The 21,703-nt window shown below is 61.0% G+C and carries 17 protein-coding genes; 6 read left to right on the top strand and 11 right to left on the bottom strand.

Annotation, left to right across the window (positions count from 1 at the left end; genetic code table 11):
• Positions 1–108: 108 nt before the first annotated feature.
• The 8 genes from FYJ40_RS06590 to FYJ40_RS06555 all read right to left on the bottom strand — a co-directional run bounded on the left by FYJ40_RS06590 (position 109) and on the right by FYJ40_RS06555 (position 7,218).
• Positions 109–1,407, bottom strand: a complete 1,299-nt coding sequence (locus FYJ40_RS06590; RefSeq protein WP_154517129.1) for an ATP-binding protein — start codon at positions 1,405–1,407, stop codon at positions 109–111.
• Positions 1,400–3,160 carry a TerB N-terminal domain-containing protein gene (locus tag FYJ40_RS06585; RefSeq protein ID WP_370450626.1) on the bottom strand — a complete coding sequence of 587 codons (1,761 nt, stop codon included), beginning with the start codon at positions 3,158–3,160 and terminating at the stop codon, positions 1,400–1,402. Before FYJ40_RS06585 ends, FYJ40_RS06590 begins: the two co-directional genes overlap by 8 nt.
• Before the next feature lie 88 nt (positions 3,161–3,248).
• The gene (locus tag FYJ40_RS06580; protein ID WP_154517132.1) at positions 3,249–3,965 is read right to left on the bottom strand and encodes a DUF554 domain-containing protein; all 717 of its coding nucleotides are present in this window, start codon (positions 3,963–3,965) and stop codon (positions 3,249–3,251) included.
• Positions 3,966–4,053: 88 nt separating this feature from the next.
• On the bottom strand, positions 4,054–5,445 hold the full coding sequence (locus tag FYJ40_RS06575; RefSeq protein ID WP_154517135.1) for a hypothetical protein: 1,392 nt from the start codon (positions 5,443–5,445) through the stop codon (positions 4,054–4,056).
• Positions 5,446–5,484: 39 nt separating this feature from the next.
• Positions 5,485–5,634, bottom strand: a complete 150-nt coding sequence (locus FYJ40_RS06570) for a hypothetical protein (protein ID WP_154517138.1) — start codon at positions 5,632–5,634, stop codon at positions 5,485–5,487.
• 91 nt (positions 5,635–5,725) lie between these two features.
• Positions 5,726–6,328: a hypothetical protein gene (locus tag FYJ40_RS06565; protein ID WP_154517141.1), complete on the bottom strand. Its 603-nt coding sequence runs from the start codon at positions 6,326–6,328 to the stop codon at positions 5,726–5,728.
• Between the two features lie 87 nt (positions 6,329–6,415).
• A complete protein-coding gene (locus FYJ40_RS06560) occupies positions 6,416–6,925 on the bottom strand; it encodes a hypothetical protein (RefSeq protein ID WP_154517144.1) in 510 nt (169 codons plus the stop codon).
• On the bottom strand, positions 6,922–7,218 hold the full coding sequence (locus FYJ40_RS06555) for a hypothetical protein (protein ID WP_154517147.1): 297 nt from the start codon (positions 7,216–7,218) through the stop codon (positions 6,922–6,924). Before FYJ40_RS06555 ends, FYJ40_RS06560 begins: the two co-directional genes overlap by 4 nt.
• 344 nt (positions 7,219–7,562) lie before the next feature.
• Between FYJ40_RS06555 and FYJ40_RS09225 the strand changes: the two genes are divergently transcribed.
• From FYJ40_RS09225 to FYJ40_RS06540, 3 genes are read left to right on the top strand one after another with little or no spacing between them, the layout of a single operon-like run.
• Positions 7,563–9,164: an FAD-binding oxidoreductase gene (locus FYJ40_RS09225; RefSeq protein WP_370450627.1), complete on the top strand. Its 1,602-nt coding sequence runs from the start codon at positions 7,563–7,565 to the stop codon at positions 9,162–9,164.
• A 2-nt stretch (positions 9,165–9,166) separates the two neighbouring features.
• The gene (locus FYJ40_RS06545) at positions 9,167–9,982 is read left to right on the top strand and encodes an electron transfer flavoprotein subunit beta/FixA family protein (protein ID WP_154517150.1); all 816 of its coding nucleotides are present in this window, start codon (positions 9,167–9,169) and stop codon (positions 9,980–9,982) included.
• Positions 9,983–11,188: an electron transfer flavoprotein subunit alpha gene (locus FYJ40_RS06540; protein ID WP_154517152.1), complete on the top strand. Its 1,206-nt coding sequence runs from the start codon at positions 9,983–9,985 to the stop codon at positions 11,186–11,188.
• On the opposite strand, the gene FYJ40_RS06535 is transcribed toward FYJ40_RS06540, so the two are convergent.
• The gene (locus FYJ40_RS06535; RefSeq protein WP_154517155.1) at positions 11,185–11,997 is read right to left on the bottom strand and encodes an HD domain-containing protein; all 813 of its coding nucleotides are present in this window, start codon (positions 11,995–11,997) and stop codon (positions 11,185–11,187) included. The two genes, FYJ40_RS06540 and FYJ40_RS06535, sit on opposite strands and share 4 nt — an antisense overlap.
• A 515-nt stretch (positions 11,998–12,512) precedes the next feature.
• Between FYJ40_RS06535 and FYJ40_RS06530 the strand changes: the two genes are divergently transcribed.
• Positions 12,513–13,535 carry a 2-keto-3-deoxygluconate permease gene (locus tag FYJ40_RS06530; RefSeq protein WP_154517158.1) on the top strand — a complete coding sequence of 341 codons (1,023 nt, stop codon included), beginning with the start codon at positions 12,513–12,515 and terminating at the stop codon, positions 13,533–13,535.
• 150 nt (positions 13,536–13,685) lie between these two features.
• Positions 13,686–14,837, top strand: coding sequence for a diguanylate cyclase (locus tag FYJ40_RS06525; protein ID WP_154517161.1), 1,152 nt, complete (start codon positions 13,686–13,688; stop codon positions 14,835–14,837).
• 101 nt (positions 14,838–14,938) lie between these two features.
• Here FYJ40_RS06525 and FYJ40_RS06520 read toward each other — a convergent pair whose 3' ends face one another.
• A complete protein-coding gene (locus tag FYJ40_RS06520; RefSeq protein WP_154517164.1) occupies positions 14,939–15,874 on the bottom strand; it encodes a DMT family transporter in 936 nt (311 codons plus the stop codon).
• A 100-nt stretch (positions 15,875–15,974) separates the two neighbouring features.
• Positions 15,975–19,721 (bottom strand): phosphoribosylformylglycinamidine synthase, encoded by a 3,747-nt coding sequence (locus tag FYJ40_RS06515; protein WP_154517167.1) that lies wholly within the window; start codon positions 19,719–19,721, stop codon positions 15,975–15,977.
• Positions 19,722–19,905: 184 nt separating this feature from the next.
• Between FYJ40_RS06515 and FYJ40_RS06510 the strand changes: the two genes are divergently transcribed.
• Complete coding sequence (locus FYJ40_RS06510; RefSeq protein WP_154517170.1) at positions 19,906–21,468, top strand: cation:proton antiporter; 1,563 nt, start codon at positions 19,906–19,908, stop codon at positions 21,466–21,468.
• Positions 21,469–21,703 lie beyond the last annotated feature (235 nt).

Below are 21,703 nucleotides of genomic sequence, written 5' to 3'. Positions count from 1 at the left end.
CTTTCAAAAGCGAATCTCTCAACGCGGCGGGCAGTGGCTTGCTGCATGACTGCTTCAATGTTTTCCCAGATAAAACCTGCCAAAATAAACCTGTCCCTTTTTGGCAGGTTAGATGGCGAATTCGGCGAAGTTGCGGTCGGCGCCTGCGGTGCCGGTGTCGTCTGTTGCGGCTGCTGGCGCGTCACCGCCGACGCTTTGCAGCAGCTCGGCCACGTTGGCGTCGGGGTTTTGGCATAGGATGTCGAGCAGCTCGATAAAGTCACGAATGACTTCGCGCGGCGTCAGATGCGTGTCGGCTCCCACGCGACCGAACTCAATCTTGAGGAAGTCCACCAGGTCGCTCTCGGTAAGCGTGGGCGTCCAGCCAAAGTAGCCGGCGTGAATTTGCATGAGTTTTTCGATCAGCACCAGCAACTCTTCGTAGGTGAGTGGCTGCAGACGGATGATGGGCGCGAGCATGTCCTTAAGGTCCTCGCGTGCAAAGCGGCCCTGAGCGAGTCGGCTGCGCAGGGCCTCGTAGGAGAACACACCGCGGCGGCGGTCTTCGATGGAGGTTGGCGTGCCGCCCATGATCATGCCCAGGTACTGCGCCTTGCCCTGGAGCGTGTCGTTGTACATGGTCAGGATCTTCTCGTAGTTGTATTGGCGCGTGATCGCGTTGGGAATCTTATACAGATTCACGAGTTCGTCGATGAGCACCAGCATGCCCTTGTAGCCGCTGCAGACCAAAAAGCGCGCAATGAGTTTAACGTAGTCGTACCAGTCGTCATCGCTGATGATGGTTGAGGAACCCAGTTCGGCGCGAGCCTCGCTCTTGGTGCGGTATTCGCCGCGGATCCATTTGGTTATGCGGCTCATGGCCTCTTCATCGCCCTCGGATACGGCCGTGCGGTAGCGGCGGAGCATGCGGGCGAAGTCGAAGCCGTGGACCATCTCCTCGAGCGGGGCCAGTTGGGCATTGACGACCGACTCGTCGACGTCGGCACACGAGGCGACCCAGCGATCCAGAATAAGGTTGAGCGCACCGCCCTCGGGGCGCGTCTTGGTCGATATGTTGCGGATGAGCTCACGGTAGGTGGCAAGGCCCTGCCCCTGACCGCCCTGCAGGCGGCGCTCGGGCGACAGGTCGGCATCGGCGACGACGAACCCCTCGCCCATGGCGTGCGTGCGGATGGTCTGGAGCAAAAAGCTCTTGCCTGCGCCGTAGCGACCGACCAGAAACCGGAAGCTCGCGCCACCGTCGGCGATGAGACTCAAATCGGTGAGCAGGGCGCGGATCTCGACCTCGCGCCCTACGGTGATATAGGGAAGGCCGATGCGCGGGACCACACCGCCCTTGAGTGAGTTGAGAATGACGGCAGCGACGCGCTTGGGCACGCGGGGTGCTGCGGATGCGATATCACTCATGGTCTAGGTATCCTCTCACGTCTGCTTCGTAATCCTCGATAATTTGCGGTCCTGCCGCGCCGAACTCGATAACGGTGTCTCCCACCAGGTCAAAGAGCGTCTCGTTGATGCTGTCGACGAGCATATCCTCACTCTGGCCCGACCTCTCCACTGCCGATGTCGCTTGCGCTGTGTTTTGCTCGAGGAGCGCGCGAAGAAAGGCATCTTCGGCGGGCGCGAGTTTGTTCGTAGCTTCGGCAGACGCGGGCGTTACGAGTGCGGGCGCAGACACGAGGAGCGGTGCCATGACGCCAAACTCTTCGGCGGAGACAGTCGGCTCGTCGGGTTCGTCTTGCTGTATGGTCATCTCGCCAGGTTCGGCAGTCATGCCGGGCGCAGACTCGCGGCCCGGCTGCTCGATAAGCGTTGCCTCGGCTTCCACGGGCGTGCCGTCCTCGCGCTCCTCATCAATCAAAAGCGCTTCACGCGTTTGCGCGGCGGCGCTCCGAATGTGCCCCAGCTGGCTCAAATCGATATCGATCTTGACGGGCTGGTGTGCGGCATCCCACGAAAGCCATGCCACGATCTCGTCATCGATGATTTTGGCCAGATATTTGGGGATCTTCTCCTCCTTCAGGGGGTGGGCGGGGGCTAGGGCCAGGCGCAGACGTTGGTCGCAGGCGCGCATCATCTCACCAAGCTTGCTGCTCTTTTGCCTGCTGCCGTGAATTCGCATGCATTCCCAAAAACCGTTTTGGCAGCGGTAGATATGGATGGGGTCAAGACGGTATTCGCAGTCCTCGTGGCGCTCGGGCGCAAAGAACACGGCCGAGGCAAACATGGTATAGGGCATGGCCGTCTCCTCCCCAAACAAGCTCGCCACGATACCGGTCTTTCGATGCGTGTCATAGTAGCGCGCCATGCGGACGTACACGGCACATGCCACGTGGCGTAGGTCGCGATGGTGGCTGCGATCGAGTCTAGAGTTATTGAGGTTATACGTGGAGAGGGCGTTGATAGCGGCCATGAGTCGCTCCTCGCCCGCCTCGTCGGGCGGGAGGGGGAGCGTAGGCTCGGAGGTCTTGCGACGCGCAGGCGCCAGGTCCGGCGGCGTCGGTGCAGGTGCAAGGTCTCGAGCCGCGCGCCGCAGCTCGATAAGGGCGTTATCGAACATGACGGTTTTAGAGTCGCGAAGCAGTTTGGGGTCGAGCCCGTGGAAAACGGCGTAATCTTGCAACCACACGCGTGCAAACCGGTCGATGCCGGGCTCGAAGGCACGATAGGCGTTCCAAAAGGCCTTGATTTTGCTAAAGCCATCGAGTGGGTCATCTACGCCAATGCCGCAGATCAGCTCATAGAGATACAGGAAGGCAAAAGACGTAGACGTTTCCTCGACAGTTCCGCGGCGCACTTGGGCACGCCAGGTAAAGTAGCCGCGCAACTGTCGATCGCTCATGGCATTGTAGGTGGGAAAGTACGACTTAAAGGTGCCGTTGTAGGGACAATCGTCCTCGAAGTCGGCCATCAGCAGGCCTTGGCGGTAAAAGAGCTCCGCCTCCGATAGCCAACGTCCCGCGCCGCCTTTGGGATCATCTTGCCAGCGCGATATCTCGCGCATCTTGCGGTACTGGTCGGGGAGGAAGTTCTGCATCTGTCGACCGGTCTTGAGAATCGGCTCGTCGGCATAGATTTCGTTTGAGAAGCGGGCGGACTGATGGGTCCGGGCCTCGGCCATAATGCGCTCGATGAGCATCTTGACGTCCTGGTCGGCCACCGCTTCTCCTCTCCTAACGCAGCTTCGGTGACCTCATATCATAGCACAGCATCAAACAGGTGTTCGAGATATCGCTACGTAGATAGATTTAGAACAAGAGGGCGTAGATGACCGCCACGACGACGGAGGGGAGCATGTTGGCCGTGCGGAAGGTCTGAGGTCGAATAAGGTTAACCCCAACACAGAAGATGAGCATAGAGCCCACAAGCGAAAGGCTGTCGAGGGCTGCGGTGGTCATGATGGGGGAGAGTGCGCCGGCAAAAAGCGTGATCGTGCCCTGGAATACGGCAACGGGCAGGGCCGAGAAGATGCAGCCGCGGCCAAGCGAGGCCGTCATGGTGCAGACGATGATGCAGTCCAGCGCGCCCTTCAGGGCAAGCGTGGACCAGTCGCCGAGCAGACCGTCCTGAATCGATCCTACGATGGCCATGGCACCGATACACACGGTGAGCGATGCCGAGACAAAGGCGTTGGTGAACTCGTTGTCGCCTTCGCTGCCGGTTTTGCGCTTGAGCCATTCGCCGAGGTTCTCGATGGCGGCCTCCAGGTTGATGGCCTCGCCGATGAGCGAACCGAGGGCAAATGAGACGATAAGCATGGTGGTGCCGGTGGTCGCCAACGCCTCTCCATCGATAACGAGCATCTTTTGCATGGTGCCGCCCAGGCCGATAAACAGAACGCACAACCCCGACGCCTTCATGAGCGTGTCTTGGATGCGAGGCGTAATGAAGCGCCCGCCCATAAGGCCAAGCAGACCGCCCGCGATCAAAAGCGCGACGTTGATGATCGTTCCTAAACCCGGCATGAACCCTCCTGTAATTGATGCCAACGCGGCAATCGTAGCAGAACGGGGAGGGGGCGCTCAGTATCCGAGCCAAGCGGCGGTTAGCGGTCTAGGACAGGATGGGGCTAAAGTCGAAGCGCAGCGTCATGAGGTGCTGCGGGGATTCGATGGCTGCGGCAATGATGTCGGCATCTCGTGCGCGATCGAACCCTTCAAGTTCCATTTGATAGGGGACGTCTTCTTGGATACCGATGCGACGAGGAACCAAAAGCTTGGTTCCGTCGAATTCTTCGGTTCGCGTTCCGTCTGCTGCAACGGAATAAAGGTGTAACTTGGCGGTCGTTGTGGCATCAAGTGCCGAGATAGCTTGGATATCGTTCGATGCGTTCTTTGCTCCCACTGCTGTAAGTGCCGTAGGCGCGACGACTTCGCCCGAAGGCAAAAAGACGAGCTCGACGGTTTTGGGGAATGCGATGAGGATATTTTTGCGGCGGGGCGCATTGGCAGCGACTGGCTCAATGCTTGCAGCATCGACGGTTTCCGTGTGGTCGAGCGCGACCATCATGCAACAGTTGCCTTCGTCGACACCTGGGGGAGCGGCAAAGTCCAGGCCGTCTTTCGGTTGGGAATCGCCTAGTTCGGTGGCGCTGCCGCTTGGCTTCTCGAGAGGAACCGCAGCGTTGTCTTCTGATGATGCATCGTCAACATGTGCCGGTGCGTCTGCGACCTCGTCTTTGGGGGATTTGTCATTATCGCTCGATATAGGAGCGGCAATCTCGATGGACCCAACTCCGTGCCATGTCATTTGGAGCAGCGCCGGATCGGCGAGAATGCGCTGCACGCCCGGCTCCTGGGCATCGATATTGATGGGGGCGCGTTCTGATCCGCGCGTGAGGTTATGCGAGCCCTTCTGCCTGGTGCTTTGAGCCTTTTGGTCGTCCGCGTCGCCAGCGTAGAACAGCAAAGGCGCATCTCCCGTTGCGATGGCTTCGGTGTCCGCCTTGGTCAGCCGCAGCGACGCCGTAAAGGAGATGATGGGCTGCGCGCCATCGACATTCGAGGGAACGCAGCCCAGGCATACACCCCCTTCTTCTTCATGGGCCGCGCTGTCGAAGACGACCTTTGCCCCGTTCGCCGAGTCATCGACCGAGGCAATATCGATGCGCAGCTCTAAGTCGCATGGGTCGCCATCGGCGTCGACTGCAGCCGATTTCCATGTGCAGATGGCGCAACCTGTCTGGGGGCCGTTCTCCTTGTCCGGTCGATTGATATCCACGACTATCGAGTCGACCGTATTGCGGTGAAGGCATCCCGAGGTTCGGACCGTGGCATGTGCGAGCGAAAAACGTTGGCAGACGACGATACCCGACGAATTCGACGCGGGGTTCAGAGCTTGCGGTAAGGAGCTTGCCGTGGCGGGCGTCGCCCAAGCGGCGAGAGGCGTACCGCTCGCCAGTGCGCTGCAGAGCGCGGCAACGGGCAAAAGGTTTTTGGGTGCCATGGTTCTCCTATCTATTCCGCGTACTCCGGTCGTGCTTGGCTATTGGTTGCGTTTGATGTGCAGGCCAAGGCACGTCAGTCCTGCTCCCACCGTGGCGACGCCTACCGCAATGAGTTGTCGGGTGTCGCTCGTCTGGACGAGCGGCTCGTGACGGCTGCCGCGATTAAGGCCCGAAAGATCGACGGTCACTTCTGTGGCCGCTTGCGCTTGCTCTTGTTGAGCAAAGGCCATTGCGGGTGCGGACGCCAAGATGCCGACGATGGCGGCCAGTGCAATCGCCTTAGGACGTGGCGTGCGCACCGGGCTCGACCGTCCAGGTGATGCTTGCCACTTGATCTCCCGTACCGGTGGCGTGGTAGATGTCACGCGTGACGCGGGCGACGTGGCCACTCACATTGAGCCTAATTTTGTCCGTTCCGTCGCCAATGTCCTTGTACTTCATGTCGAAGCTTGCGTCTGTGGAAAGATCGAGGCCCGTAGTCTGAGTCGCCGAGCTGGCATCCTTTTCTGCCGTATCGGGGCCAACCTTAAAATCGATGGAGTTCTGGGCCGAGCCCGTCTTTGCGTCTGCAACGATTGTCCAGTCGTTCTTGGCCGTGACCTTCATGTTGGTGACGTGGATGCCATATGCCGAGAGGTTGTCGATGGTAATTGTCTCGTCGGAGGGTCCTACAAGCGTTCCGTCGGCTTTGGCGGCAAAGGGGATGACCGTTGGCGCCTTAAACGAAACATTGCTAATGTCGGCCTTCACCGTCACATCGGTGGTTCCAACGCGCACCTCTGCCATGGCCGCCGTTGGCGCGGCGCCCATCGCAAGTGCGAGCGTAAGCCCTGCGCCCACGGCGAGTGCCCTGGCTCCGCTCAGATTCATGGGTGTGTTCATAATCGATCCTTTCTGCTCGTCACGGACTGTTTCCGTGATGGTTGGACGAATGGGGACAGGGTGCTGCCCCTGCGAGCGCGTCGGCCACTAGCCTTCTGCCTGTGCCACCCGCACTTTGACGCGCGTCGGATTGCCGTGGGTGTCGTAGGTCTTGGCATCGAGTGCCTGAATCTCGATATATGCCTCGCCTTCTTGGATATCGCCGGCGGGGCAGGTCTCAACCGTCTTGCCGGCTTCGACCACACCGGACTCATAGATGGTCTCGTCGTTTTGAATCACGCGGAAGCGCTGGGGAAACTTGTTGTCTTGGACGTTTTGCACGTTGACGCGCAACTTGCCGCCTTCCTGCAACTGTGCGACCGGCGCGACCGAGATCGTCATCATGTTGTTGCGGACGATGGCGTCGAGCTCATCCTGGATTTCTTGGCGCGATTTACCTTCTGCCGTCGTGACTGAGGCGCCCGCTTCGGGCACGGGCTGCGACTGCCAGGCGTATAGCCCTACGGCGATGAGGGCGCAGACGACAGCCAGGCAGGCAACGACGAGTTTCTTGCGACGCCCCAGTCCTGCAAGGCGGGGTGGCTTCTTCGCACTCATGCGGCGTCCTTGGTGGTGTAGACACGTGCGAACGTGGACGGGTCCGCTCCAAAGAGCATGTGAAGCATCAGGCGGCGCGAGTAGATGAGCTCGTCGAAGTCGTGAGGGAGCTCGATGTTGTGGATACGCGCGATGTGGTGGGCGAGCGCCGAGAACGACTCGGGGTCGCAGATCACATCGGTGGTGACGTGGTAGACCTCCGTACCTGGAAATGCATCTTCGTCGAAAGGCAAGAGATAGGGGTCGTCATCGACTTCGATGGCGAAACCGTATTGGGGCCAGTAATATGCCATGGAAACCTCCCTGCTCTGGGGCCAAAACTCCTATTGGTTTGGCTGTCGATGCCGACCGTATCAGCCGCAACTTGCCCAATAACTAACCAGTTGCTTGACGAGCCGATATCTCCGCAGGTAAAAGCATGTGAAAAAAATCTCAACTATTTTTGACTGATAAATGCACATGTTGTGGCTGCGCGGCAACGTGTGGCAAAAGCGTCGCTTGTCTCGAAAATTCCACCGTTCGCCGAATTGCGCGAACGTTAAAAACGTCAATTATGGAGACGGTCTCGAACATGTCGGTGAAACGATGCGGTAACATTTCCCTGCAAACACTGTAGTTAGCTAAAGGGGGAGTTCGCGTGTCTGCAACCATCAAACCCTTCACCGACGAGTTCGAAGAGTATGGTCGCGATGAGTCTCGCACATCGGGCGAGGCCTCGAGCATCTCGTTTCCGACAACGGAGGACGAGGTCCGCGCCATTATGGAAAAGCTCCATGCCGAGCGTGTCCCGGTGACGGTTCAGGGCGCCCGGACCGGTCTTGCCGCCGGCGCCGTGCCTCATGGCGGTCACATTCTCAATACTTCCCGCATGAATCGCTACCTAGGCATTCGCCGCGATGAGCAGGGCCGCTTTCTTTTGCGCGTGGCGCCCGGCGTCGTGCTGTCTGAGCTGCGCAAGCAACTGGGCAAGAAAGTGCTGCCGACTGCCGGCTGGGACCAGGCATCGCTTGAGGCCTACGAGGAGTTCCAGGAAGCTCCCGAGCAATTCTTTCCTACCGATCCCACCGAGGCATCTGCCTGCCTGGGCGGTATGGCGGCATGCAACGCTTCCGGCGCCCGTAGCTACGCTTACGGCCCCATGCGCCCTCACGTCACGGGCCTTCATGTCGTGCTGACCGATGGCGACCTGCTCGAGCTTCACCGTGGCGAGGTTTTTGCACAGGGTCGTCGCCTTTCGCTCGTCACGGTGCAGGGCCGCACGCTCGAGCTCGACCTTCCCGACTACACCATGCCCAAGACCAAAAATGCTTCGGGCTATTTCGTTGCTGACGATATGGATGCCATCGATCTGTTTATCGGTGCGTGTGGCACACTCGGCGTCATCACCGAGCTCGAGATTGCCCTGCAGGCGGCGCCTGCGGTCGTTTGGGGCGTGAGCTGCTTCTTTGACAGCGAAGACAAGGCCGTGTCCTTCACCGATTCTGTACGTCCCGTCCTGTCCCACGCGGCTGCCATCGAATATTTCGATGCGGGCGCCCTGGATATCCTGCGTCGTCAGCGTGAGCAGTCGACCGCGTTCGCCTCGCTGCCGGCGCTCGACAAAGACGCCAAGGTCTGTGTCTACGTGGAGCTCGACTGCGACGACGAAGCCCAGGCGACTGAGGAGCTGTATCACTTGGGGTGGGTACTGGAGCTTGCGGGCGGCAGCGACGATGCGACATGGGTCGCGCGCACCGAGGTCGATCGCGAGTGTCAGCGATTCTTCCGCCATGCGGTGCCCGAGAGCGTCAACATGCTCATCGACGAGCGTCGCCGCACGGACCCCACCATTACCAAGCTGGGGTCGGATATGTCGGTGCCCAACGCACGCTTGGCCGATGTCATCGCCCTTTATCGCCGCACGTTGGCCGAAAGTGGGCTTGAATCTGCCGCCTGGGGGCACATCGGTAACAACCATCTGCATGTGAACATTCTGCCGCGCGATGCGCAAGATTACCGCCGCGGCGGAGAGCTCTTTGCCCAGTGGGCTTCCGAGGTCACGGCCATGGGCGGCGCCGTCTCCGCCGAACACGGCGTCGGCAAGATCAAGGCGGGCTTCTTGGAGACGATGTACGGTCACGAGGCCATGGTCGAGTCGGCGCGGCTCAAGCTCCAGCTCGATCCTGCCGGGCAGTTGGGCCGCGGTAACCTGTTTTCGGAGAAGCTCTTGGATGAGCTCGTCCAGAAAGGGGGCGCGTGAAGATGAGCGATTTCCATATGGTGGTGTGCGTCAAGGCGGTGCCGGGCAGCACCGAGGTCAAGATGGACCCCAAGACCAATACCATCGTGCGCGATGGCAAGCAGGCGGTCATTAATCCCTTTGACGCGAGCGCTTTGGAATGCGCGCTGGCGCTGAAGGACGACTTTATCGGCTTTGGCATGGACGTGCGCGTAACGGTGGTGTCGATGGGCATCCCCGCGACTGAATCGCTATTGCGCGACTGCATCGCCCGAGGCGCCGATGACGCACTGCTGCTAACCGATCGCGCCTTTGCAGGTGCCGATACCCTGGCAACCACCTATGCCCTGAAGTGCGGCATCGAGGCGCTCGACGAGGACTTCGACCTGCTCATCTGCGGCAAGATGGCGGTGGACGGCGATACGGCCCAGATTGGTCCCGAGCTTGCCGGTGCCTTCGAGATTCCCTGCGTGACCGACGTGAGTTGCGTGCAGAGTGCGGGCTTTACGACCTGTGGTTCACTGGCGCTTGTTCACGGCTGCGATGCCGGCGAGGAGACGGTCTATCTTGAGATGCCGTGCGCGATGACGACTGCCAAGGAGATTGGCCAACTGCGTATGCCGAGTATCGCCGGTATTCGTGCGGCCGAGGAGGCGGACGTGCGCGTGGTCAACGCTGCCGACGTGAACGCCGACCCCGCGCGCTGCGGTCTTGCCGGCTCGCCGACACAGGTCGTGCGATCGTTTGTGCCCGACCGCGACCAAACGTGCGAGGCCGTTGACGGAACGGCGTCCGAGCAGGCGGCGAAACTTGCCAAGATTATCGAGGGGATGGCATAGATGAGCGGACTGATTATCGATAGCGAAGCCTGTATCGGCTGTGGTCGCTGCGTTCGCGCCTGTGCCTCGGGCGGCATCGTAGTGGAAGGCGAGCGGCCCAACCGTTGCGCCCGCGTAACCGACGGCTGCATCTTATGCGGCGGGTGCGTCGACGCTTGCCCCGTCAATGCCATTTCGATCGAGCGCGACGAGGCCGCCGGCGCGGTTGACCTCGATGCATATCGAGACATTTGGGTATTCGCGCAGACCGACGAGCACGATACGGTGGCTCCCGTTGCCTTCGAGCTCATGGGCAAGGGCCGCGAGCTTTCGGATACACGCGGCTGTCGCCTGGTGGCGCTGGTCGGCATGGGCCCCGAGGGTTCTCTCGGTGACCTGGAGCATCTGGTTTGCGCCGGTGCAGACGAGGTCCTGATCTGTCGCGACGAGCGTCTGCGCCAGAACGATGTGGAGGTCTACGCTCGCCTCATCTGCGATTTGGTGGCAGAGCGCAAGCCCGAGGCCATTCTGTACGGAGCGACCGCCTTTGGCCGCGAACTGGCACCCGGCGTTGCCGTGCGTTTGCAGACGGGCCTTACGGCTGACTGCACCGTGCTTTCGATGGATACGGAGACGGGGCTGCTGCAACAGACGCGTCCGGCGTTTGGCGGCAACCTGATGGCCACCATCGTCTGCCCCAATCATCGTCCCCAGATGGCAACGGTGCGCCCCGGCATCTTTAAGGCGCCCGACTTTGACTACGGCCGCTCCGGCACGATCACCCAGATAGCACTTGCGGATGATGCTAAGGCTCGTGTCGAGATCTCGATTCCCGCCGAGGAGTGGGGACAGCAGGCTTCAATCGCCGATGCCGAGCGCCTGGTCGTGGTAGGTCGCGGCATTGGTTCCAAGAAAAACCTGCCGCTGATGCGAAGGCTCGCCGAGGCTCTGGGAGCCGAGCTTGGCTGCACGCGACCTGTCGTGGAGGCCGGCTGGTTGGAGTATCGCCATCAGATTGGCCAGACGGGCGTATCGGTTTCGCCCAAGATGCTTGTGAGTATCGGTGTTTCGGGCGCCATCCAGCATCTTGCCGGCATCGGTGGGGCGGAATGCATCATCGCCATCAACGAGGACCCGGATGCCCCCATCTTTGGTGCTGCCCAGTACAAGGTTGTCGGTGATGCCGTCGAGGTCGTCGAGGAGCTGCTAGCCCAGCTTGAGCGCTAGGCGCGCGCCAGCCAGTCGCGCATCTCTTCCCTAAGACGGCTCCAGGTTGCCTGTGTGGCGGGGTCGGTAAAGGGCTGCGTAATACCAAAGGGCGCGTCGAGCAGGCGGTAGATATCGCCCTGCTCGCGCGCCAGCGCGCGGCTCGCCGGATAGACGAGCTCAAACATAAAGCAGATGAGTCCTACCAGGTAGTCCGCGGGCTCGTCGCGTTCATCACGTGCGACGCAGCGGTGCTCGTCAAAGGCGGCCAACGTCGGCGCCGAGAAGTGGCTGGCGAGAAATGCGTCCTCATCCACCTTGAGGATGGTGTCGACGGTGCTGTCGGCGATGGTGCGCATAATGTCGATTTTGTCGCCATCGCGCACGATATCGCAGAAGCACCGTGTACGCTCGTCGAGTTGTGCCGGCAGGCGAAAGTCACTGTGATAGGCGATGCTCGCGCGGATGAGCTCGTCTTCTGCCGGGCTGTCGATAAAGTCGCGGATACTTGTTGCCGCGGGCGCGTCTGCAGGGTTTTTGCCAAAGAGGACCTCGAGGCCCAACTTCGCATGGCTCATGCTCTCGGCATCCTTAAACGTGTCCCAGCGTCGCAGCTGCTCAAAGCGGCCCATATCGTGCAACAGCCCACAAAGCCACGCCAGGTCAATGTCCTGCGGTGACCAGCCCTGCTTGCGTGCCACGGCATCGCATGCCTCGGCAACGTGGTACGTATGCTCGATTTTGAGCGCGATACGCGGATTGGCGGCATCGTAGGCATCGGTGTAGGTCCTGAAGGCCGCGATTGCCCCCGTTCGATCGATAGCTGTCATAACGACTTCCTAAAAAAGCTGTGTCTTTCTGTGTCTTTCGATCCGGTGGCAATTGTAGGTGAACTCGGTTGCCGCCGGGCGATGATTCTGCCATGTCGTCGAATGCGGCTCGGAAAGCTTGTCGGGACGAGGAACGCTATGGTGCTCAAAATCGTTAAAACCGTCTGGCCGGTGATGCTTACCAATGTTGCGATAGGTGCGCCGTTGTCGATGTTCCCACCGCTATTGCGGGTTTCGTCTGCACATCGCTCTTTATTTGCCTGCTCTTTTCGCAGCGGCTGTCGGCGTCGCTGCGGTGGCAATCAAGACAAAGTCGATGTTGTGGTGCTGCGTCTCGGGTATCGGGCTCTATATCGTTTTGAGCCTCGTATAGGAGTGGGGTGCGTTTACCGTCCGGGCCCCACGAATCGGATTTCTCACCGAGCCGGTCTGCTTCTTCTGGTACCATGGTCAAACTTTACTGTAGCAAAGCATGACGTGGGCTTTTGTTCTGCGTCGGCGGAAATGGGGGTTTCATGGCACAGGAAGCGATCGCCAACGAGCAAAAGAAATTCAAAGTACCGCGCATTCCGGGTGACATCATGATCTACCCGATGATCGTCGGCCTTTTGCTCAATACCTTCTGCCCGCAGGTCTTCGAGATCGGCGGCTTCTTTACCGCCGCCTGCCGCGGCGGTTCCAATACCATCGTCGCCGCGATCCTGTTGTTCGTGGGTGCCGGCATCAGCTTTAAGTCCACGCCGGGTGCCATCAAGACCGGCATCGTCGTACTGATTCCTAAGCTTGTGGTGGCAGCCGTGCTGGGCTTGAGCGTTGCGTATTTCTTTAATGACAACTTTTTGGGCCTGAGCTCGGTTTCCATCATCGGCGGCATTACGTTTTGCAACATGGCGCTCTACACGGGCATCATGGGCGAGTTTGGCGACGAGTCCGAGCAGGGCGCCGTGGGCATCCTGTTCTTCACGGCGGGCCCTGCGGTTACCATGATCATTCTTGGTGTCTCTGGTCTTGCCAACATTCCCGTTGGTACCATCATCGGTTCCATCCTGCCGCTCGTGATTGGCATGGTTTTGGGCAACCTCTTCCCGTTCATCAAGAACCTGCTGGTTCCCGGCACCAATCCTGCGATCGCCGTCATCGGATTTCAGCTCGGTGCGTCTATGAGCCTGTCGAGCTTTATCACCGGCGGCATTTCCGGCATCTTGCTGGGCCTTGTCACGTTGTTTGTCGTCGGTCCCATCACCTTTGCGTTCGAGCGCCTGTGCGGCGGTAGCGGCAAAGCCGCCGTGGCTTGTTCCACCATCGCCGGCACGGCTATGACCACGCCGGTTGCTCTTGCCGAGGTCGCGCCGCGCTATGCCGATCTTGCGCCCACCGCATACGCTCAGATCGCCACCGCCGTCATCATTACGGCAATCATGGCTCCGATTCTGACCGGTTGGGTCGATAAGAAGTTCTGCCAGGGCAAGGAAGACCTGTCGCCCGCCGGTGTCGAGGCCATCGAGGAAGCCGTCGCGGCCGACATCGATGGCGAGTAGCCATCGGCGCCCATCAATGATGCTGGCGTGCAACTCGCGCCGTGAGAGCGCCCGGGCGCTCTGGTATTATTCCCTCATTCCCCTCTGGATTGGGGGAGTTATGGTGATACGTGCGGCTCGGAGAAGCGCTGTCGGTTTGATGATGGGGAGATGGGCCTGGTGGTTAAGGCGCTCAAGATTGAGATATTCCTGCTAAGCATGATTGTTCTTATCGGGCTTGCCGTGCGGAGTCGTCGCTCCTTGTTCTCGAGCACCCAGCAGCTATTGTTTAGCATGCTTGGCTACACCTCTGCCGCGTACATATTATTCGATATGATCTGGGTGCTATTGGATGGTGTGGACGGCACGTTGGGCATTGCTGTCAACTGGATTTCCAACGCGGTTTCGTTTTCGCTCTTTGCCATCGTGTGTCTCACTTGGTTTATCTATTCCGAGACGGTGCAGGGTTCTCGCCTTTTGGCCTCGCGCTATAGGGTGGTGCTTGTAGCGTCGCCTACGGTTCTGGTGGTCGTGCTGGCGTTTACCAGTTACTGGACGCACGCCCTGTTCTATATCGATTCGCAGGGCGTGTATAGTCGCGGCTCTGCTTATATGATCCAGCCCATTGTCAGCTACTGTTACGTTATACATACGTCCCTACATGCGTTTGTGCAGTCTCGCAGGGTCGAGAGCCTGCAGACGAAGACCATCTATCGAACCTTGGCATTTTTCGCCATTCCGGCCCTGGTGGGCGGTACCTTTCAGGTTGTATACTCGTTGCCCGGCCTTTGTGTCGGCATAATGATTAGCATATTGCTGCTCTACATTGTCTTCCAGGAGCAGCTCATCTCGACCGACCCGTTGACTGGCCTCAACAATCGCAACCGTTTTGAGACCTATATACTGTCGCTCTTCTCAAATGTGGATCAGGCCAAAGACGTGTATCTGCTTGTGATGGACGCCGACGGCTTTAAGCAGATTAACGACCGCTATGGACATGTGGAGGGCGACCATGCTCTTCAGGTCATATCCGCTGCGCTCAAAGAAGTCTGCTCGGCGTCTGGTAGCTTTATCGCGCGTTATGGCGGCGATGAGTTCGTGGTGCTTCAAAAGGCGATAGCGGAGCAGGATATCTTGCATCTGTGCGCGGCAATCAACGACGAGCTCGCGCGCGCCGAGGTTCCGTATCTGTTGCGGATGTCCATCGGCTACGCACGGGTTGGTGATGGCGTCGATACCTGGCAAGACTTGCTCCGTGCTGCCGACGCGGAGCTCTACCGCGTAAAGCGCGAGAAGAAGAAAGCCGGCGCCCAGATACGCTAGAAAAAGGGGCACACGCTTGCGTGCATGGCGGCCCTTGGCTCTCCGATGTACTCCATTAAACTAAAGTATGTGAATCCCCTCTGCTAAATTAGAGCAATTCGTTAGGCCTTTTTGGGCCTGTTGACAATGATGATGCCACTGCAGACCAAGAGCAGGGCCACAATTACGGTAACGGGGCTCGTGCCAGCGCCCTCTCCGAGCAACAACGCGCTCAACAGTACGCCAAAGACCGGGTTCATAAAGCCAAAGACCGAAACGCGGCTAACGGGGTTGACGGCGAGTAGGCGGGACCACAGCGAGTACGCGACGGCGGAAATGAGCGCCATATAAATGATGAGCGCGATGGCGGGGGCGATTTCGGTGGGGAATAGCGCGCCGCCCATCAAAAACCCGATGGCGGTAAGGATCAAACCGCCGACTAAAAACTGCCAGCCGGCGAGCAAGACGCCGTCATGCTCGCGCGAGAAGATGCCAATGAGGCAGGTCGACAGGGCGCCCGCAATAGTGGAAGCCAAGATAAATCCCTCGCCGTCGAGTGTAAAGCCAAAGGTGCCGTCCGCACCCGAAAGGTTGACGAATGCGACGCCGGCAAATCCCAGTACGCAGCCGAGCACCTTGGTCGCATCGAGCTTTTCGGTGCGAAACGCCAGAGCGGCAAAGAGGATGGCGAGGAAGTTGGCGCTGGCCTCGATGATGGAACTCGACATGGCGCTGGCGCGCGAGAGTCCCAGGTAGAAAAAGAAGTACTGCCCGATAGTCTGGAAGAGCGACAGGATGCAGATGGGCTTAATGTCGCGAGCCTGTGGAACGAGTGGGCAGCGCTGGGCCGCGCTCATCCCAACGATAACCAGGGCGCCGGCAAGCGTGAAGCGCAAGCCCGCAAAGAGCAGCTGCGAGGCGCTATCGTGCGCGGGGATGCCAAAGAGCTCATAGCCGATCTTGATGCAGGGGAAAGCCGACCCCCAGAGTGCGCAGCAGACGAGGCAGCCCAGGATGAGTCCGGGCAGGGTGGCGAGATACGGCTTGCGGCTTTCCATGATGTCCTTCCTGTATGCGCGAAGTAAAAAAGAACCCGCCACCGGGTGTGCCGGTGGCGGGTGTTGTTACCCGAGGGGATTGTACCCGATGGGAACGTATTTAAGCGAAGTAGGCTACGCCGCTCTCAAAGATCGGCATGAACTTATCGCCGGGGACATGCTCGGGCACGTTGCGGTACAGGTTGTCGCCGCGACGCTCGGCATGGCCCATCTTGCCCAGGACGCGGCCGTCGGGGCTCGTGATGCCCTCGATGGCGAGCGCGGAGCCGTTGGGGTTGACGGAGAGATCCATGCTGGGCTTGCCATCCTCGCCCACGTACTGCGTGGCGACCTGGCCGTTGGCGATCAGCTGGGCGAGCACTTCATCGTTGGCGACAAAGCGGCCCTCGCCGTGGCTGATGGCGACGGTGTAGGGGTCGTCCAGACTGCACTGCGACAGCCACGGGGACAGGTTGGACGAGATGCGGGTGCGCACCAGACGGCTCTGATGGCGACCGATGGTGTTGAACGTCAGCGTGGGCGCATCGGGCGTGGCGTCGACGATGTCGCCGTAGGGCACCAGGCCGAGCTTGATCAGGGCCTGGAAGCCGTTGCAGATGCCCAGCATCAGGCCGTCGCGGGCCTTGAGCAGGTCGCGGACTGCCTCGGTGACCTCGGGAGCGCGGAAGAACGCCGTGATGAACTTGGCGGAGCCGTCGGGCTCGTCGCCGCCCGAGAAGCCGCCGGGAATCATGACGATCTGGCTTGCACGGATGCGGCGGGCGAGCTCGTGGGTGCTCTCGGCGACGGCCTCGGGCGTGAGGTTGTTGATCACGAAGGTGTCGGCCTCGGCGCCGGCGGCGCGGAAGGCGCGGGCGCTATCGTACTCGCAGTTGTTGCCGGGGAACACAGGGATGATCACGCGCGGGCGGGCGATCTTGGCGCCGCCGTACACGTGGATATCCTTGGCGCGGAAGTCGATGGCCTCGACCTCGGGGGTCTCGCTGGCGCTGCGGTAGGCGAAGACGCCTTCGATACCGCTCTCCCAGGCCTCCTGGAGCTCGGCGAGCTCGATGACTTCGGAGCCGGTGTCGATGACATAGCCCTCGACGGTGGTACCCAGGGGCTCGACGACAACGCCGTCGGCAACCTCGGGCAGCTCGGCGTCCTCGGCGAGCTCGACGATAAAGCTGCCGTAGAGCGGGGTGAAGAGGCTCTCCACGTCCACATCTTCGGCAAGCTCGATACCGATCTGGTTGCCGACGCACATCTTAAAGAGGCTCTCGGCGCCGCAGCCGTAGCCGGGCGTGGAGACGGCCAGGGCGTCGCCGGTAGCGGTGAGCGCCTCGACGGCGTCAAACGCGGCGAGCAGCTGCTGGGCATCGGGGCGGTAGTCCTCGCCATAGGTGGCGGGGGCAATGCGAACGACGCGGTGCGTGAGGCCCTTAAACTCGGGGGAGACGGCGCGGGCGGCACGGCCCACGGCGACAGCGAAGCTGATCAGGGTCGGCGGAACGTTGAGCTCGCCGGCCTCGTCCTCAAACGAGCCGCTCATGGAATCCTTGCCGCCGATGGCGCCGGCACCCAGGTCGACCTGGGCCATAAGGGCGCCCAGGACGGCTGCCATGGGCTTGCCCCAACGTTCGGGCTCGGTGCGCAGGCGCTCAAAGTACTCCTGGAAGGAGAGGTAGGCGCGCTTGTGCTCAAAGCCGGCGGCAACGAGCTTGGCGATGGACTCGACCACGGACAGGTAGGCGCCTGCAAACTGGTCGGCCTCCATCAGGTAGGGGTTGAAGCCCCATGCCATAGCGCTCGCCGTGGTGGTCTCGCCGTCCACGGGGAACTTGGCGACCATGGCAGAGCTCGGGGTGAGCTGCGTCTTGCCGCCAAAGGGCATGAGCACGGTAGCGGCACCGATGGTGGAGTCGAAGCGCTCGGAAAGGCCCTTGTTGGAGGCGACGTTGAGATCGGTGACAAGCGAGGTCATGCGCTCGGCAAGCGTGGTGCCGGCCCAGCTGGGTTGCCACACGCTACGGGCACACACGCGGGCGACCTGGTGCTTGGGTGCGCCGTTGGAGTTGAGGAACTCGCGGGACAGATCGACGATGGCGACGCCGTTCCAGGCCATACGCATGCGCGGCTCGGCGGTGACCTCGGCGATGACGGTCGCCTCCAGGTTCTCCTCGGCGGCATAACCCATGAACTCCTCGACGTCACCGTCGGCGACGGCGCAGGCCATGCGCTCCTGGGACTCGGAGATAGCGAGCTCGGTTCCGTCCAGGCCATCGTACTTCTTGGTCACGGTGTCCAGGTCGACATACAGGCCGTCGGCAAGCTCGCCCACGGCGACCGAGACGCCGCCGGCGCCAAAGTCGTTGCAGCGCTTGATCAGGCGGCAGGCGTCGCCGCGGCGGAACAGACGCTGCAGCTTGCGCTCGACCGGGGCGTTGCCCTTCTGGACCTCGGCGCCCGAGGTCTCGATGGAATCGGTATTCTGAGTCTTGGAGGAGCCGGTGGCACCGCCGATGCCGTCACGGCCGGTGCGGCCGCCCAGCAGGATGATCTTGTCGGTGGGGGCGGGGCACTCGCGACGCACGTGGTTTGCCGGGGTGGCGCCCACGACGGCGCCGACCTCCATGCGCTTGGCCACATAGCCGGGGTGATAGAGTTCGTTGACCTGACCGGTGGCAAGGCCGATCTGGTTGCCGTAGCTGGAGTAGCCGGCGGCAGCGGTGGTCACGAGCTTGCGCTGCGGCAGCTTGCCCTCGAGCGTCTCGGAGACCGGGACGGTGGGGTCGCCGGCGCCGGTGACGCGCATGGCCTGGTACACATAGCTGCGGCCAGAGAGCGGGTCGCGGATGGCGCCGCCCACGCAGGTGGCGGCACCGCCGAAGGGCTCGATCTCGGTCGGGTGGTTGTGGGTCTCGTTCTTAAACAGGAACAGCCAGTCCTGGTCCTCGCCGTCGACATCGACCTTCACCTTGACGGTGCAGGCGTTGATCTCCTCGGACTCGTCGACATCGGTCATGACGCCGGTCTTCTTAAGGTACTTGGCACCGATGGTGCCCATGTCCATGAGGCAGACGGGCTTGGCGTCGCGACCGAGCTCGTGGCGCATCTCCATATAGCGGTCGAAGGCCTGCTGTACCACGGCGTCATCGATTGTCACGTCGTCCAGGACGGTACCGAAGGTGGTGTGGCGGCAGTGGTCGGACCAATAGGTGTCGATCACGCGGATCTCGGTGATGGTGGGGTCGCGGTCCTCATCGCGGAAGTACTGCTGGCAGAAGGCGATGTCCGCCTCGTCCATGGCAAGGCCGCGCTCGGAGATAAAGGCGGCAAGGCTGGCCTCGTCGAGTTCGCGGAAGCCGTCGAGCACCTCGACGGGCTGGGGCTCGGGGGTCTCCATGTACAGTGTCTCGGGTAGGTCGAGCGAGGCGATGCGGGCCTCGACGGGATTCACCACGTAGTGCTTGATGGCCTCGATGGCGGCTTCGTCCAGAGCGCCCGAGATCATATAGACCTTGGCGGAGCGCACGGCGGGGCGCTCGCCCTGGCTGATGAGCTGCACGCACTCGCTGGCGGAGTCGGCGCGCTGGTCAAACTGGCCAGGCAGGAATTCGACGGCAAAGACGGCGCCATCGCTTGCGGGGAGTTCGTCGTAGGTCACATCGACCTGGGGCTCGCTAAAGACGGTCGGCACGCAGGAGCGGAAAAGCTCCTCATCGATGCCCTCGACGTCGTAGCGGTTGATGATCCTCAGGGCCTCGATGCCCTTGATGCCGAGAATTTCGGTCAGCTCGCCCTTGAGCTGCTGAGCCTCGACGTCGAACCCGGGTTTCTTCTCCACGTAAATACGAGAGACCATTGGTTCCTGCCTTCCTGATCGGTTGGGCGTACGGTGCGGTATGCGGCAGCGGTCGGTTTGCGGGACAAGCCTCGCGGTCGCCTTGAGCCACATGTTTGTAAACGTCACTATGATACGACAGCTCATGGCGTATTGAGGACGGCGAGGGTGCTACAGTGAAGCGCAAACAAGAGAAAGGCATCACATGGCATTCGTTTCGCTCGCCATCATCGCGCTTGTGGCCTTCGCAAGCCCCTTTATCGCATCGGCGATTCCCGGAAAGCCCGTTCCCGAGACGGTCTTTTTGCTCGTGTTCGGCGCGGTGCTGGGACCTCACATGCTCGGCGTCATCCATGTAGATGCCGAGGTATCGCTTGTGTCCGAGCTCGGTCTGGCCTTTTTGTTCCTGCTTGCCGGCTTTGAGATCGACCCCAAGAACATCACGGGCGTCGAGGGACGCTACGGTATGGCGACGTGGGTCGTCACGTTTAGCATCGCCTGGCTTGCCGTGCGCTTTACCCCGTGGTTCTCGGTCAGCCATTTCGACGGTATCGCCGTGACGCTGGCGCTCACTTCGACGGCGCTCGGCACGCTCGTGCCCATCATGCGTGAGCGTTCGCTGACCGGCACGCGCGTGGGCGACTCCATCCTTGCCTATGGCACGTGGGGAGAGCTCGGTCCCGTGCTTGCCATGTCGGTGCTGCTCTCCGCTCGTACTGGTATCCAGACGCTCGTGATCCTTGGCTTGTTTGCACTGGTCTGTGTGCTGTTGGCCGTGGTTCCGAGCCGCTCCAAGCGCGTCGGCAGCCGCTTCTTTGCGTTTGTCGAGGAACGGGCCGACACGACGTCGCAGACGTTCGTGCGCCTGACGGTGCTCATCCTGGTCACACTCGTGGCATTTTCCGCCATCTTTGACCTCGACATCGTGTTGGGCTCTTTTGCCGCTGGCTTTGTCCTGCGCTATATCATCCCCGAGGGCAACCATACGCTCGAGACCAAGCTCGATGGCCTGGCCTATGGCTTTTTGATTCCGGTGTTCTTTACCGTGTCGGGCGCAAAGATTGACCTGACGGCCGTGGCGTCGCGCCCGGGTCTGCTCGTGGGCTTTATCGCGGCGTTGCTGATCATTCGCGCCGTGCCGATCCTTGTCTCTATGAGCATTTGTCCTGCGACACGTGACGTTTCGGCGTATGGCCGCATTACCGTGGCCCTGTACTGCACCACGGCCCTGCCGATCATCGTTGCCGTGACGAGTGTGGCCGTCAACGCAGGCGCTCTGTCGCAAGACGTCGCCTCGGTTATGGTAGCCGCCGGTGCCATCACGGTGTTCTTGATGCCGCTGCTCGCGCAGCTCTTCTATCGCGTGGTCGATGCCGCGCCGGCCACTGCCGTGGCAGAGGTCGCCGAGCACCCTGCCGACGCACTCGATATCCTGCGCGCTCACCACGACCTAGCGAGCCTGCTCGCGCGCGAACACGAATTGCTGACCTCGCATGGCCATGGGCGTTCGCTCGACGGCATACCTACCCTTGATTCCATTGCTGACCGCCTCTCGATCGAGGCGGCAAGCGGCCACATCGATGCCCGCATCGTGGACGCCGCTCATTTGCTGGCTGAGAAGACCTATGGCGACGAGATCGACCCGTCCAAGCTGACTCCGCGTGAGCGCCGCCGCCTGGAGCGCGCCAAGCTCGCCGTGCGCGAATACCGCCGCCGCATGCTGGAGCTCTACGCGCGCGATGAAGCCCAGGACGACGACGGCAAATAACGAGATGCTTCCCTAGGGGAAGCCGCGTCCCGCTTTAAAGACCCGAAACGGGACGCAGTTTCCGCATCGGCCCCCATCGGGAAGTCACATCCCAGAATGGACGCCCGGAGTGGGATGCGGTTTCCGCTTTGGACTCCTGCCGGAAAGCGCGTCCCAGTCTGAAGGTTCAAAATGGGACGCGCTTTCCGAATCAAAGGCCTTGCGGAAAGCGCGTCCCAGAATTAGCGTTCAAAAC

Source organism: Collinsella sp. WCA1-178-WT-3 (M1) (assembly GCF_009696325.1).
Classification (GTDB): Bacteria; Actinomycetota; Coriobacteriia; order Coriobacteriales; family Coriobacteriaceae; genus Collinsella.
Note: the sequence above shows the minus strand (reverse complement) of the source record. Positions and strands in the feature narration are given on the sequence as shown.

Bases quoted from the DNA above. Each gene is read 5' to 3' on its own strand.
- FYJ40_RS06590 (WP_154517129.1), bottom strand. From the start codon at position 1,407: ATGAGTGATATCGCATCCGCAGCACCCCGCGTGCCCAAGCGCGTCGCT.
- FYJ40_RS06580 (WP_154517132.1), bottom strand. From the start codon at position 3,965: ATGCCGGGTTTAGGAACGATCATCAACGTCGCGCTTTTGATCGCGGGC.
- FYJ40_RS06575 (WP_154517135.1), bottom strand. From the start codon at position 5,445: ATGGCACCCAAAAACCTTTTGCCCGTTGCCGCGCTCTGCAGCGCACTG.
- FYJ40_RS06565 (WP_154517141.1), bottom strand. From the start codon at position 6,328: ATGAACACACCCATGAATCTGAGCGGAGCCAGGGCACTCGCCGTGGGC.
- FYJ40_RS06560 (WP_154517144.1), bottom strand. From the start codon at position 6,925: ATGAGTGCGAAGAAGCCACCCCGCCTTGCAGGACTGGGGCGTCGCAAG.
- FYJ40_RS06555 (WP_154517147.1), bottom strand. From the start codon at position 7,218: ATGGCATATTACTGGCCCCAATACGGTTTCGCCATCGAAGTCGATGAC.
- FYJ40_RS06545 (WP_154517150.1), top strand. From the start codon at position 9,167: ATGAGCGATTTCCATATGGTGGTGTGCGTCAAGGCGGTGCCGGGCAGC.
- FYJ40_RS06540 (WP_154517152.1), top strand. From the start codon at position 9,983: ATGAGCGGACTGATTATCGATAGCGAAGCCTGTATCGGCTGTGGTCGC.
- FYJ40_RS06535 (WP_154517155.1), bottom strand. From the start codon at position 11,997: ATGACAGCTATCGATCGAACGGGGGCAATCGCGGCCTTCAGGACCTAC.
- FYJ40_RS06530 (WP_154517158.1), top strand. From the start codon at position 12,513: ATGGCACAGGAAGCGATCGCCAACGAGCAAAAGAAATTCAAAGTACCG.
- FYJ40_RS06525 (WP_154517161.1), top strand. From the start codon at position 13,686: ATGGGCCTGGTGGTTAAGGCGCTCAAGATTGAGATATTCCTGCTAAGC.
- FYJ40_RS06520 (WP_154517164.1), bottom strand. From the start codon at position 15,874: ATGGAAAGCCGCAAGCCGTATCTCGCCACCCTGCCCGGACTCATCCTG.
- FYJ40_RS06515 (WP_154517167.1), bottom strand. From the start codon at position 19,721: ATGGTCTCTCGTATTTACGTGGAGAAGAAACCCGGGTTCGACGTCGAG.
- FYJ40_RS06510 (WP_154517170.1), top strand. From the start codon at position 19,906: ATGGCATTCGTTTCGCTCGCCATCATCGCGCTTGTGGCCTTCGCAAGC.